The following is a 12989-nucleotide window of genomic DNA, read 5'->3' as shown; positions in this document are numbered from 1 at the left end:
CTAGCCGCCGACTGCGGCTGCAAGCTGCGATGGCGTCAGCGTGATCGCTATCGATTTGGCGGCCGGCACCTTGCTTTCCAGCGCATGATGCGACAAGGCCAGCAGCGGATTGCACTCCGGGTAGTAGCCGCCCACACAGCCGGACGGCACGTCATAGCGCACCAGCCGCAAGCCATGCACGGTGCGCTCGACGCCATCCGTGCTGACCGCATGCGCATCGACCAGTTGATCCTCCTGCAAGCCCAGTTGCGTCAGATCGGAAGCATTGATAAGCAGCACGCGCCTGCCGCCCTTGATGCCACGGAAGCGGTCATCCTCGTTATAGATGGTAGTGTTGAACTGGCTGTCGCTGCGCAGGGTGAACAGGCGCAGAATGCCGTTGTGCGGCCGGGCCTGATCAGGATCGGCATCCATCACCGCCGGCACGATGAAGTTGGCCTTGCCGTTGGGCGTCTTCCACTGCCGGTGCGCAGCCGCGACGGGACGGCGAAAGCCGCCGGGCGTCCACATGCGCGCATTGAAATCATGGAAAATCTCTGGATACGTCCGGGCGATGGCATCGCGGATGCGGCTGTAATCGGCCACCCAGTCATCCCATGGCACAGCCGGATTGTCGTCCAGCGTGGCGCGCGCCAGCCCAGCGATAATCGCCGGTTCGGAACGCAGCAGCTTCCCTGCCGGCTCCGCCCTGCCTTTGGAACCGTGCATGCAACCGGTACTGTCTTCCACCGATACCGACTGCTCGCCGCTGGCCTGGCGGTCGATCTCGATCCGACCCAGGCAAGGCAGGATGTAGGCAATCTCCCCATGCACCAGATGACTGCGATTGAGCTTGGTGGACACCTGCACCGTCAGCCGCAAGCGCGACCAGGCTTCCTCCATGCGTTCCGTGTCCGGCACCGCGCGCAGGAAATTGCCGCCCAGGCCGATGAATGCTGTGACCGATCCATCCAGCATGCCTTCGCAGGCCTCCACCGTATTCAAGCCCTTCTCGCGCGGCGGCTCGAAATGGTAGAGCTCCTTCAGCTGGTCCAGCGGTGCCAGCTCCGGCTTTTCCGTGATGCCCACCGTGCGCTGGCCCTGCACATTGGAATGGCCGCGCACCGGACACACGCCCGCGCCCGGCTTGCCGATATTCCCGCGCAGCAGCAGGAAGTTGGTCAGCATCTGCACATTCAGCACGCCATGCCGGTGCTGGGTCAGGCCCATGCCATAGATGCCGATCACTTTCTCGGCGGCCGCATAGGTGGCAGCGGCGGCCACCAGGTCCTGGCGCATCAGCCCGGACTCGTGCTCGATGCGCTCCCACGTAGTGGCGCGCACTGTTGCCAGGAACTCTTCCAGCCCGGCGGCGTGCTCAGCCAGGAAAGCCACATCCAGCACGCGCGGCGTGCCATAGGCGCGTGCGGTATCGTCGGCCTCCACCAGCGCCTTGCACAGCCCGAGCAGCGCGCCGATATCGCCGCCGGCGCGCACTTGCAGGTATTGCGTGCTGATGGTGGTCTCGGTTGGCGTCAACATCTCCAGCGGCGACTGTGGATTGGAAAAGTGCATCAACCCCGCCTCCTTCAACGGATTGAAGGTAATAATGGGCACACCACGGCGGCGCGCCTCCTGCAGCTGGTGCAGCATGCGCGGGCTGTTGGTGCCGACATTCTGACCGAAGAAGAAAATACAGTCAGTCTGCTCGAAATCTTCCAGCGACACCGTGCCGATCGGCACGCCAATCGTCTTGGGCAGCGCCACCGAAGTACTCTCATGGCACATATTGGAACTGTCAGGCAGATTATTGTTGCCGTACATGCGGGCAAAAAGCTGGTACATATACGACGCTTCCAGCGCAGCACGGCCGGAGCTGTAAAACACCACGCCCTTGCGCTGCTCAGCCGGCACTGCGCGCAGCTCCCGGCCAATTTCCTGCAGCGCGGAATCCCAGTCAATCGGCAGATAACGGTCGCTGGCCGAGTCCCAGCGCAGCGGCGTGGTCAGGCGGCCGACAGCTTCCAGCTGATGGTCGCTCCAGCCCAGCAACTCGCCAACGCTGTGCTGGGCGAAGAACTCTTCCGAGCAGCGCTTGCTGGTGACCTCCCACGCCGTAGCCTTGGCACCGCTTTCACAGAATTCAAACGGATGTGGATTGGCCGGCTTGGCCCATGCGCAACTGACGCAGGCATAGCCATCCGGCTTATTCTGATGCAGCAGCAGCTTGCTGCCTTCCAGCACAACGTGCTCATGCAGCAGCGCATTGCCGACTTCCTTTAACGATCCCCAACCGCCCGCTGCGTTCTCCTGCTCAGTATGTTTCATGAGTATTCCCCTCTGTGATCGGGAATTCGGGGTCAGCTCTGACATTCGGACACACGAGCCAGTTCTTTGATTTATCTCAATACATAAATCTGCCGCGCACAGGGCGACACCGATTCCAGAAAGCGCCGCTGCGCCTCGGCGTACAGCGCGCCAAACACCAATGACGACTTGCCCGATCCTGATACCCCAGTGAACACCACCAGCGCGTTGCGCCGCAGGCCGACACTGATGTTTTCAGGTTGTGCCCGTGCGCTCGACGCACTCAGACATAGCCGTCAAAGGGGTGATTCCTTAACGGGCGCGTCCGCGGAACAGCAGGTTGACGATGGCCAGCAGCACAATCGCGCCGACAAACGATACCCCCAGCGAGGCCAGGCTGTAGTCGCCATCATTGATGGTGCCGCTGCCGATCATCGGCGCCAGCACCAGGCCGCCCAGCACGGCGCCAATGATGCCAACCACCACGTTCAGGAACATGCCCTGCTGCGCATCCGTGCGCATGATGATGCTTGCCAGCCAACCCAGCACACCACCGATCACCAACCAGATAATGAAGTTCATACGACCCCCTTTAATGTTATAAAACAACGTTGACGGAGAAATCATGGTAAAGACTTGCAGCCCGAGACTGTGTGCGGCCCCTCACACAGCACGTGAGATCTGCGCGATGGGTGTCTCGGCATTGGCACACCAGCCCGACTGGGTCTTGCTGACCGCGATCAGGCCGGTGTCGGCGTCGGGCGGCACTAGCGCGATGCCGCGCTGCAGGGCTTCCTGCAGATCCATGCCGGCCGCGATCCAGTGGTAGACCTTGCTGGCCAGCGTGTGGCGCATGATGTATTCACCGACGCCGGTGGCGGCCACCGCACCGTCCGGCCCGGCGTAGAAACCGCTGCCGATCAGCGGCGTGTCGCCCACCCGCCCCAGCAGCGATGGTGCCGAACCGCCGGTGGAGCCGGCTACCGCGAAGTGGCCGTCGGCGTCGCGCACTACGGCGCCCACCGTATCGTGGCCGCGCCGGCCACGGAAGGCCGGCGAGCAGGCGTAATTCCAGTAGCGGGCGAAGGCATCGTTATCGACGCCCGGCATGGCCGGTTCCTCGCTGGACAGTTGTTCCAGCATGCCGGCATGCTCGCGGCGGGCTGTATCGGTTACCACGTCGTACGGCGCATGGCCCATGGCCCGCGCAAAGCGCAGCGCGCCTTCGCCCGCCAGCAGGCAATGCGGCGTGCGCGCCACGTCGCGCGCGACCAGCACCGGATTCTTGACGGAACGCAGGATGGCGACGGCGCCCAGCGTGCCGCGGCTGTCCATGACAGCAGCATCCATTTCAATGGTTGTGCCGTCGAGGCCGAGCGCAGCGCCGGTACCGGCGTTGAAGCGCTCGTCGTCCTCCAGCACCAGCACTGCGGCGATGGCGGCGGCCAAGCCATCATCGCCGGCCTGCAGGCGCGCCGCAGCGGCTTCGGCGGCGCGCTGGCAGCCGTCGCTCAATTGTTGACCGGCGCCGGCGCCACCGTGGACCACGATTGCTGTCATTATTCATCCACATAAAATTATCGTGCGGAAGATTATCTGCAATCGTGTACCGCGACGGCATCGGGGCGCACGCTGTGCGCGCGTAAGACTGCGCTTACTGGAAGAGCGAGAAGTCCGGCAGCTTGTCCTTGCCCTCGCCGATGCGCACGATGGAGGCGGTGGAACCGTCGTAGGCGGGCCAATCCGGCAGGCTGCCGGTGCGGGCGAATTGCACCCAGGTGTCGGCCATGCGCGCCGCCAGCTGGCGATCGGCGGCGCTCCACCGACGCTGGTCCTGATCGAGGTTGTCGAAGACGTAGCGGATTTCCGCGCCATGACCAGCGCCGCAGCCATAGCCGCACGGCGTGGCAGGTTCCGCCGGACGATGGGTAAAGTAGTAAACATAGGCACGCGACTGTCCGTACTTGGCCTGCAGCCCCGCCCAATACGCCTTGCGCCAGCCCCACCAGTCGGTGGTCAGCTGGTCGATAGAGGCTTTGGCTTGCGCGTCGGTGGCGCCCGGATAGGCGGCCAGCAGGTCATCCGAAGGCGCGCGGCCGATCAGCTTGGTCACCAGCTCTTTATGACGGGCCGCGGTGAACTCGGCGGTATTGAGGATTTCCGGCGCCAGGTCCTTGCCCTCTTCCGCATTCCAGCCCACCAGCAAAGGCACGTCGTTCTGGCGATGGTTGCGATACAGGCTGGTCTGATCCTCATGCAGCACGCGGCCGTCCACGCTGACGCGCGCGCTCCACGGCTGCTTGTGCAGCGCCTCCACGCTCATGGCACGCAGGGCGGCCAGGTTTTTCGCGCCCACCGTCCTGGCCAGCGCCACACCGGTGGCTTCCACGCTTTTTTGCGTGTACGGGGCGTTTTCTTCGGGATTCATCGGCCAGCCAGCGTTGCCGCTTTCGGCAATGGCGCGGTGGAACAGGCCTTGGGCCAGCGGCGACGCCATCAGGATGCCGACCGAGATGCCGCCGGCCGATTCGCCAAAGATGGTGACGCGGCTGGCATCGCCGCCAAAGGCCGCGATGTTGTTCTTCACCCAGTGCAGCGCGGCGATCTGATCGCGCAAGCCCTGGTTGCCGGAGTCTTCCTTCAGTTCCGGATGGGCGAAGAAGCCGAAAATGCCCAGGCGGTAGTTGATGGTCACGACAATGGCACCGCGTCTGGCCAGGTTGGCGCCGTTAAAGCCAGGCTGCGCGCCGGTGCCGCCGTAGTAGCCGCCGCCGTGGATCCAGACCAGCACCGGCAGCTTCTCTGCTTTTTCCGGCGCCCAGATATTCAGATACAGGCAGTCCTCGCTTTTGGGATCGGTGATCCAGACGGCGGTTTGCGCGCAGGCGGCCGAAAAGCTGGTCGCCTGGCGGATGCCCTTCCATGGCGCCACCGGCTGCGGCGCGCGCCAGCGCAGCTTGCCCACTGGCGGTGCGGCATAGGGAATGCCGAAATAAGTATTCATGGCATTGGCATGGACGCCGACGATCTCGCCGCCGGACACCTTCACCGGCGTGGTTGGCTGCGCCCGCGCCGTCAGGGCGGCACAGCATAGTGCGATCAACGCGATCGCGCGAAACAACGTCATGAAATCTCCTTTGTTATAAAAAGTTATCGCTGAACGCTAAAAAGTTATTGGCAGCTGCTGCGATTTCATCACATTATGCTTCGAAAAAACCTACAGGAGACAAGAAATGATCCGCTTGGCTTGCACGCTGGCCGCCGCGCTGTGGATGACTGAGGCCTCGGCATTCAATAACCCGCTGCTGCTGCAACGCGCCGACCCGCAGGTGATGCTGCACAGCGACGGCTATTACTACTTCACCGCCACCGTGCCGGAGTACGATCGCATTGAACTGCGGCGCGTGAAGAACCTCGATGAACTGGGCAAGGCGGAGGCGAAGACGGTCTGGCGCAAACATGCCAGCGGCGTCATGAGCGCCAATATCTGGGCGCCGGAGATCCATCACATCGACGGCAAGTGGTATCTGTACTTCACGGCCGGCCGCGCCGACGCGCCGTTTGATATTCGCCTGTACGTGCTGGAGAATGCGTCCGCCAATCCGCTGGATGGCCAGTGGACCGAGCGCGGCCAGCTGAAGACCGGCTGGGAATCATTTGCGCTGGATGCGACCACGTTTGCGCTTGCTGGGCAGCGCTATCTGGTATGGACGCAGCGGCCGGCATCGTCGGCCAAACACCTGACAGCGATCTACCTGGCAAAAATGGATAGCCCGGTATCGATCACCGGGCCGGCGGTCTTGCTGAGCCAGCCGGAGTACGCCTGGGAGAAAATCGGCTTTGATGTCAATGAAGCGCCGGCGGTGCTGGTGAAAAACGGCCGCGTGTTCCTGACCTACTCGGCCAGCGCCACCGATGCCAACTACACACTCGGCATGCTGACCGCGAACGCCTCGGCCAACCTGCTCGATCCAGCGGCGTGGAAAAAATCGTCGCAGCCGGTGTTCAGCAGCAGCGCCGCCAACGGCCAATATGGCCCCGGCCACAACTCCTTCACCACCACGCCGGACGGCAAGCAGGACGTGCTGGTCTACCACGCGCGCAACTACCGCGACATCAAAGGCGATCCGCTGAATGATCCCAACCGCCACACTCGCGCCCAGCTCATCCATTGGCGCAGCGATGGCACGCCGGACTTCGGGGCACCGCTGGCGGACAAATAAATTCATACAGTCGTTTTTTATTAAATAAAATATGGCCTGGCCGACCAGTTAAAATCGAACACTCGTCATAATGCAGTAACAATAGCTGAATATGATCACGGCTTCCACCTCCCCTATCAAGCAAAGGAAGCTATGAATTACCGCATGATGATGGGCGCGGGACTGGCGCTGTGTGCCAGCCCTGCTTTCGCCTTGAATATCCTTCTGGCCAATGACGATGGCCTGACCAGCAATCTAAAAGCGCTGTACGATCAACTGAAGGCTGCAGGCCATTCGGTGATCGTCTCTGTGCCTTGCTCGGGCCAAAGCGGCCGCGGTTCGGCCATCGTCATGTACAGCACCACCACCATCATTCCGGACAACGACAAGACCCAGATCGATGCCGAAGGCGGCTGCCACAACGGCGCCGCGCCCACCGGCGCGCCGGCTGTCGGTCCATTCACCAAGAGCGGCTACACTGGCGGCGACTTCAATTACGTGCACGGCACGCCTGTCATGGCCACCATGTACGGCCTGGACGTGCTGGCGCAGGCGCGCTGGGGCAAGGCGCCAGATCTGGTACTGTCCGGCCCGAACGAGGGCCAGAACGTCGGTAAAGTGGTGATCAGCTCGGGCACCATCGGCAACGCGCAGTTCGCGGCTGGCCGCGGCATTCCCGCCATCGCCCTCAGTGCTGGTACCAACACCATCGACAACACCGCCCTGGCCAACGCCAATTCGAAGATCGTTGCGCAGCAATCGATGAAGCTGATCGCAGCGCTGCAAGCCAAGGCCGGTTCATCCGCCCTGCTGCCAAACGGCCTGGCGCTCAACGTTAACTTCCCGGACGCGGTGAATGCCAATACCGGCTGGGCGTTCTCGCGCATCGGCACCTACGATACCTACAACCTGAAATTCAGCAGTGCCGCCCCGTGGGGCCTGTCCGGGTCACTGCCGGCCGCCGCCACTGCCGAGCAGGCCGAGGATGAGGCAATCGTCTACAAAACCAAAATTGCCGTCACCGCCATGCAAGTGGCATACGATCAGCGCCCGGCTGGCCAGCAGTGGCTGCGCCTGCGTCTGCGCGATCTGTTTGCCCAGTGAGCCGCGCCATGAACCGTCATATCAACGCGTGCATCGGCGCGGGCATGCTACTGGTGCTGGCCGCCTGCGGCAGCAGCAACAACAACGTTCCGGCGCCTGAAGTGAAAGTCACTGAACTGGCGGCCGGTGTGTATGCGGTCGCCACCGGCGACGCCAGCACCCCTGAGGCCGGCAAGTACTATGCGGCGTCGGATGGCAGCCGCTTGCTGGTCTTGAATAACAGCTCGGCGCAGGCCTCGGCTTTGTATCGGCGCGAAGGCAATGGCAGTTGGCAGATGACGCCAACGGCCAAGCAGAACACCACGCTGGACCTGCTGAACAGCAGTGCGGTGCCGTCGACCGTATTGAATGTGACCTCGGTTGCGCGCAGCTATATGGTGCGCCTGTCGAGCGGAACGGCCGCCGCTTTCACCATCAGCAGCGCCGGCGATATCGTGGCCGGCGCCACCACCTGCAAATTGACCGGCAAACTGTCCACCAGCACCTTGCCGAACACGCTGAAGGCGTCGCTGACGGCGTCGTCGTGCGGCGACTTGCCGGCGCAATCGGAAGGTTATCTGGTGGCGGATAGCGACTACGCACCAGCGACGTTTCGCCTGTTGACCTCCAGCGGCAGCACGCTGGTCGATCTGTGGGCCTACGCGGAGTAGGCGCTCCGCTTTAGCCACTGCGCGGCGGCGCCAAATGCCGCCGCCACGGACCGCTCGGAGGCATCGCCGGGCGGCTCCATATTCGTCAGGCCGGTCAGGCCCATCGAGATGATCTGCGCGCACAGCGCATCGATGCCCTGTGTATCGGGCAGGTATTTTTGGAGCACCTTCGCCAGATGCCCACCACGCCGGCCGCGCATGTCAGCCGTGTGCGCGGCCAGTTCCGGCATACGCGCTGCGGCCACCGCAACCGCCATCGCGGCGCGTGCGAGATCGAGCTTCTTGCCGTCGTCCTGCGCACGCAGGCGCTCCAGTTCGGCCAGGCTGGCCGAGTCCACCGCAGTCAACATGTGCGCGATGATCGATTCGAGCCCGGCGACGACCAGCGAGCGCTGAGTGGGATAGTGGTAGCTGAGCGTGGCCGGCGCGATGCCGATATCGGCCGCAATGGCGCGGTGCGTGAGGCCGCCGACGCCTTGGGCCGCCAGCCGGATTCCGCATGCACGCGCTGCGCGTGCCGACCATTCAGGCCCGCTCGCGGCCTTGTCGATATCAGCGTGCATGCGCCGCTGCAGCGCGGCGTGCAGCGCGGCGTCCGCAGGCTGGTCAGGCGCACCGAGACCGCCGGCGAACAAGCGCTGAAGGCATAGGCGGCGCAGCATCCGGTAAGACAGATCCGCTTCCAGCACCATGCTGTACGCCAGCTCGCTGATGATATAGCCATTCCACCAACCACCATCCAGCAGCGCGGGCGGCAGTCCCGCCCTCTGGCCGAAACCCTGCCAGAACGCCCGGCGGCGCGCGGCCCATGGCTGCAGCGCGGTATGCGCCGCCTCGTCCCATGTGGCGGCGTGCAGGAGCTCCAGATACAGCATGGAGAGGGCGCGCTGGCGTGTGACCAGGTCGTCGAGAACGGCTTCCGCCAGTTGCGCGGCCATTGCGGAGGACAGGCTGCCAGGCAACGCATCCAGCGTTTGCTGCCACGCGGCCAGCAGCGAGGCGTCCTGCTCGGCGGCGGCGCGGCAGATTGCCTCCAGCATTTCCGCACGCGAACCAAGTACAGTCACCGATACGCCCAGCGCCTCGGCCAGAGGCCGCAAGGTCAGGCCGGCGAGGCCCTCGATGCGGACAAGGCGGTCAGCGACCGCCAGCAAAGCGTCCGACGATGGCGTCTTGCGGGCGCGCCTGGACTTCCCCACCATTGCTACCTCCACGATTGTTGACCAGTCTTGTGCTGCCGTCTTTAGACACTGCGCTACCGCGCCAGAAAAGCAAAAAAGCCTCCGACAAAGGAGGCTTTTTTTGCTATGTTCTGGCGGAGACGGTGGGATTCGAACCCACGATACAGGTTTTGCCCGTATGCTTCCTTAGCAGGGAAGTGCCTTCGGCCACTCGGCCACGTCTCCTAGTCGATCGCTCAACTATGTCGTTTCTGCAACTGCAGAGATGACGTGCGACATAGTATAGGCTGGGGTCCGTTTGGTCAAGGGAGGCAGCCCAGCGGAGCATGCGTCGCGCGCCCTCGGCGCGCGGGGCTGGGCGCGCGCCCAGCAGTCGGACGATTCGGAGAGGGTTTGCGCTTGCAAGCGCAAACCCTTCGAATCCCGCCGTCTCCGTCCGAACAAAACAAAAAAGCCTCCCGCAGGGGAGGCTTTTTTGTTTTGTTCTGGCGGAGACGGTGGGATTCGAACCCACGATACAGGTTTTGCCCGTATGCTTCCTTAGCAGGGAAGTGCCTTCGGCCACTCGGCCACGTCTCCTAGTCGATCGCTCAACTATGTCCGCCGTGAAGCAGACGACCGCCATAGTATAGACCGTGACCCGTTTGGTCAAGGCAACCCGGCGGTTTTTTTGGAAAAATTTACGCCTTTTCCAGTTCGAACGCCTTGTGCAGCGCGCGCACGGCCAGTTCCATGTATTTCTCGTCGATCAGCACCGAAATCTTGATCTCGGAGGTCGAGATCATCATGATGTTGATGCCCTCTTCCGACAGGGTGCGGAACATTTTCGAGGCCACGCCCACGTGCGAACGCATGCCCACGCCCACCACCGAGATTTTCGAGACTTTGGCGTCGCCAGTCACGCTGGCCGCGCCCAGTTCAGCCTTGGTGCCGTTCAGCACGTCCAGCGCGCGCTGGTAGTCGTTGCGCGGCACGGTGAAGGTGAAGTCGGTCTTGCCATCCACCGACTGGTTCTGGATGATCATGTCGACTTCGATGTTGGCATCGGCCACCGGGCCCAGGATGTGGTAGGCCACGCCCGGACGGTCTGGCACGCCCAGCACGGTGATTTTGGCTTCATCGCGGTTGAACGCGATACCGGAGATGACTGCTTGTTCCATGTGTGTATCTTCCTCAAACGAGATCAGGGTGCCGGAGTTGGCTTCTTCTTCGATGTCCAGCATCGGGTCGGTCAGCGACGACAAAACGCGGGTCGGCACGCGGTAGTTGCCAGCGAATTCCACCGAACGGGTCTGCAGCACTTTCGAGCCCAGCGACGCCAGTTCCAGCATTTCCTCAAAGGTGATGGCTTTCAGGCGGCGCGCTTCCGACACCACGCGCGGGTCGGTGGTGTAGACGCCGTCGACGTCGGTGAAGATCAGGCATTCGTCGGCCTTCATGGCGGCGGCTATCGCCACTGCCGAGGTGTCCGAACCGCCGCGGCCCAGCGTCGAGATGTTGCCCTCTTCGTCCACGCCCTGGAAGCCGGTGATGATGACGATCTTGCCTTCGTCCAGATCACGGTTGACCTTTTCGTTGTCGATCGACTGGATACGGGCTTTGGTGAATGCGGAATCGGTTTTAATCGCGACTTGCCAGCCGGCGTAGGAAATGGCTTTCTTGCCAATGGCTTGCAGCGCCATCGACAGCAGGCCGACCGAAACTTGTTCGCCGGTCGACGCAACCATGTCCAGCTCGCGTGGATCGGGCTGGGCTTGAATTTCCTTGGCCAGGGCGATCAGGCGGTTGGTCTCGCCCGACATTGCCGACGGGACCACCACAATGCGGTGCCCGGCGTCATGCCACTTGGCGACACGCCGCGCGACGTTCTTGATACGGTCCGTCGAACCCATCGACGTACCGCCATATTTGTGCACGATTAAAGCCATAACAGTGAGTTTTCCGCTCAAATAAAGGTAAATGGAACCCTTAACTCTACATGTCGCAGTGCAAAATAACAAGTCAAAAAGCTCATAAACTCATACTGAATAGACATATCTACATACAAAATTCGGCAGAAAGCGCTTCAATGTCTATACAGCTTCCCAGCGCAGACGCACCCGCCCTGCCCCCGCGCCCAGATGGTGGCAGTCCATGCCGATGCCGGCGGCGAACAGCAGGCGGCTGGCATTCTTGACAACCGGCAGCCGGCCGCGCTCCCAGGCTGGAATGTTGAGGGCCTGATAATGGTATTTCACCGGACGGGTGGAACGGTTGGGCGCCAGCTTGAGTTTTTCGCCGCCGCGGCGGAATTCAATCAGCAGCGGCTGCGCGCGCAGCCAGTCGGGATCGAAGCCCTCTTCCGCCGGCTCAAAGTGCAGCACGCCGCCATAGGCCGGGAACGCCAGCGCGGTTTCGCCGTTCCAGCTGAAGCCGGTGCCGGGTTTGTCGTCGAACTGGTCTTCGCGGGTGCCTTCGAGCTCGGCCAGTTTGGGCGTCAGATGCAGGCGGTCGCGGTAGCGGCGCACGTGGCAGTCGGGATGGGTGACCAGCAGCTGGGCGTCGTATTTGGCTTCCAGCAGCTGCGTGAGCATTTCCGCCAGCCAGGCAGTGCTGGGCATGCTGTAGCCGCGCGTGCCAAACCAGTGGCGCAGCAGATTGTAGGCGCGGTCCTGGCCCAGGGCGCGCAGTTTGCTGATGTCGAGCTGGTCGCCGTCCTGCGTGGCGGCCAGGTCTTGTTCGGCCAGTTCGGTCAGCAGGCGGGTGGCGGATTGGGCGTGCTGGGCGCTGCGGGCGAAGCGCTCCTGGAAGCCGGGGAAGTGCTGTTCCAGCGCCGGCATGACGGTGTGGCGCAGCGCGTTGCGGGCGTAGCACGGGTCGTCGTTGGATTCGTCGTGGATGTGACTGATGTTGTGCTGGCTGACGTAGCTTTCCAGCTGCCGGCGCGAGGCTTGCAGCAGCGGCCGGGCCATCACCAGCTGGTCATTTTGCAGCAGGCCGGCGGCGGTATTGGCGGCGTCCATGCCGGACAGGCCGGCCGGGCCGGAGCCGCGCAGCAGTTGCAGCAGCACGGTTTCAGCCTGGTCGTCGAGGTGGTGGGCGGTCAGCAGCAGTTGCACCTTGTGCTCGCGGCATAGCGCGCCCAAAGCGGCATAGCGGGCTTTGCGGGCGGCGGCTTCGGTGCCGGATTTGTTAGCGTCCTGCAGCTGGATGTGGCGCGCTTCAAAAGAAACGCCGAGCGCGGCGCACGCGTGTTCGCAATGGGCCAGCCAGGCGTCGGCGTTGGGGCTGAGGCCGTGGTGGATGTGGAAGGCGCACAAGGTGAGCTCGTGCCGCTGCGCGTAGGCATGGGCCAGGTGCAGCAGCGCCGAGGAGTCCAGGCCGCCGCTCAGGGCGATGGCGATGCGCGAGGCGTCGCCACGGGCGGCGGTGGTGGCGTGGTGGAAGGTGGACTCCAGTGTCGGTTTCTGCTGCTTCAAGGTGTGGCTCCAAATGCAAACCGGGAGCGGCGCAGGCGCGGGCTCCCGGTGGTGTTCTATGGGCACCGGCGTTCGCCGGTGCGACGGCATCATACCGGCGAACGCCGG

Annotated in this window: 10 protein-coding genes and 2 tRNA genes; 3 read left to right on the top strand and 9 right to left on the bottom strand. The window is 63.2% G+C overall.

All coding sequences use genetic code 11. The annotated features are described in order from the left end of the window. The 4 genes from ABDW57_RS05740 to ABDW57_RS05725 all read right to left on the bottom strand — a co-directional run bounded on the left by ABDW57_RS05740 (window position 1) and on the right by ABDW57_RS05725 (window position 5413). On the bottom strand, window positions 1-2307 hold the full coding sequence (locus tag ABDW57_RS05740; RefSeq protein WP_343729247.1) for an FdhF/YdeP family oxidoreductase: 2307 nt from the start codon (window positions 2305-2307) through the stop codon (window positions 1-3). Window positions 2308-2598: 291 nt separating this feature from the next. After that, a complete protein-coding gene (locus ABDW57_RS05735; RefSeq protein WP_343729246.1) occupies window positions 2599-2868 on the bottom strand; it encodes a GlsB/YeaQ/YmgE family stress response membrane protein in 270 nt (89 codons plus the stop codon). 81 nt (window positions 2869-2949) lie between these two features. Further along, a complete protein-coding gene (locus tag ABDW57_RS05730) occupies window positions 2950-3846 on the bottom strand; it encodes an isoaspartyl peptidase/L-asparaginase (RefSeq protein ID WP_343729245.1) in 897 nt (298 codons plus the stop codon). Between the two features lie 94 nt (window positions 3847-3940). After that, window positions 3941-5413 carry a carboxylesterase family protein gene (locus ABDW57_RS05725; protein WP_343729244.1) on the bottom strand — a complete coding sequence of 491 codons (1473 nt, stop codon included), beginning with the start codon at window positions 5411-5413 and terminating at the stop codon, window positions 3941-3943. Between the two features lie 106 nt (window positions 5414-5519). On the opposite strand from ABDW57_RS05725, the gene ABDW57_RS05720 reads away from it, so the two are divergent. The 3 genes from ABDW57_RS05720 (at window position 5520) to ABDW57_RS05710 (ending at window position 8242) form a co-directional block, all read left to right on the top strand. Continuing rightward, window positions 5520-6509, top strand: a complete 990-nt coding sequence (locus ABDW57_RS05720) for a glycoside hydrolase family 43 protein (protein WP_343729243.1) — start codon at window positions 5520-5522, stop codon at window positions 6507-6509. A 132-nt stretch (window positions 6510-6641) separates the two neighbouring features. After that, window positions 6642-7592, top strand: a complete 951-nt coding sequence (locus tag ABDW57_RS05715) for a 5'/3'-nucleotidase SurE (protein WP_343729242.1) — start codon at window positions 6642-6644, stop codon at window positions 7590-7592. 8 nt (window positions 7593-7600) lie between these two features. Further along, window positions 7601-8242 (top strand): hypothetical protein, encoded by a 642-nt coding sequence (locus ABDW57_RS05710; RefSeq protein WP_343729241.1) that lies wholly within the window; start codon window positions 7601-7603, stop codon window positions 8240-8242. Here the strand turns inward: ABDW57_RS05710 and ABDW57_RS05705 are convergent. The 5 genes from ABDW57_RS05705 to tilS all read right to left on the bottom strand — a co-directional run bounded on the left by ABDW57_RS05705 (window position 8230) and on the right by tilS (window position 12881). Further along, window positions 8230-9444, bottom strand: a complete 1215-nt coding sequence (locus tag ABDW57_RS05705; protein ID WP_343729240.1) for a hypothetical protein — start codon at window positions 9442-9444, stop codon at window positions 8230-8232. The two genes, ABDW57_RS05710 and ABDW57_RS05705, sit on opposite strands and share 13 nt — an antisense overlap. 111 nt (window positions 9445-9555) lie before the next feature. Continuing rightward, window positions 9556-9648 (bottom strand) — tRNA-Ser (locus ABDW57_RS05700). A 261-nt stretch (window positions 9649-9909) separates the two neighbouring features. After that, a tRNA-Ser gene (locus ABDW57_RS05695) sits at window positions 9910-10002 on the bottom strand. Between the two features lie 101 nt (window positions 10003-10103). Then, entirely contained in the window at window positions 10104-11351 is a 1248-nt protein-coding gene (locus tag ABDW57_RS05690; RefSeq protein ID WP_343729239.1) for an aspartate kinase, read from the bottom strand. 144 nt (window positions 11352-11495) lie between these two features. Then, window positions 11496-12881 (bottom strand): tRNA lysidine(34) synthetase TilS, encoded by a 1386-nt coding sequence (gene tilS, locus ABDW57_RS05685; RefSeq protein ID WP_343729238.1) that lies wholly within the window; start codon window positions 12879-12881, stop codon window positions 11496-11498. Window positions 12882-12989: the final 108 nt, after the last annotated feature.

Source organism: Duganella sp. (assembly GCF_039595735.1).
GTDB lineage: Bacteria > Pseudomonadota > Gammaproteobacteria > Burkholderiales > Burkholderiaceae_D > Rugamonas.
The sequence above is the reverse complement of the archived record's forward strand: the minus strand, read 5'-3'. Positions and strand labels throughout refer to the sequence as shown.

Bases quoted from the DNA above. Each gene is read 5' to 3' on its own strand.
- ABDW57_RS05740 (WP_343729247.1), bottom strand. From the start codon at position 2,307: ATGAAACATACTGAGCAGGAGAACGCAGCGGGCGGTTGGGGATCGTTA.
- ABDW57_RS05735 (WP_343729246.1), bottom strand. From the start codon at position 2,868: ATGAACTTCATTATCTGGTTGGTGATCGGTGGTGTGCTGGGTTGGCTG.
- ABDW57_RS05730 (WP_343729245.1), bottom strand. From the start codon at position 3,846: ATGACAGCAATCGTGGTCCACGGTGGCGCCGGCGCCGGTCAACAATTG.
- ABDW57_RS05725 (WP_343729244.1), bottom strand. From the start codon at position 5,413: ATGACGTTGTTTCGCGCGATCGCGTTGATCGCACTATGCTGTGCCGCC.
- ABDW57_RS05720 (WP_343729243.1), top strand. From the start codon at position 5,520: ATGATCCGCTTGGCTTGCACGCTGGCCGCCGCGCTGTGGATGACTGAG.
- ABDW57_RS05715 (WP_343729242.1), top strand. From the start codon at position 6,642: ATGAATTACCGCATGATGATGGGCGCGGGACTGGCGCTGTGTGCCAGC.
- ABDW57_RS05710 (WP_343729241.1), top strand. From the start codon at position 7,601: ATGAACCGTCATATCAACGCGTGCATCGGCGCGGGCATGCTACTGGTG.
- ABDW57_RS05705 (WP_343729240.1), bottom strand. From the start codon at position 9,444: ATGGTGGGGAAGTCCAGGCGCGCCCGCAAGACGCCATCGTCGGACGCT.
- ABDW57_RS05690 (WP_343729239.1), bottom strand. From the start codon at position 11,351: ATGGCTTTAATCGTGCACAAATATGGCGGTACGTCGATGGGTTCGACG.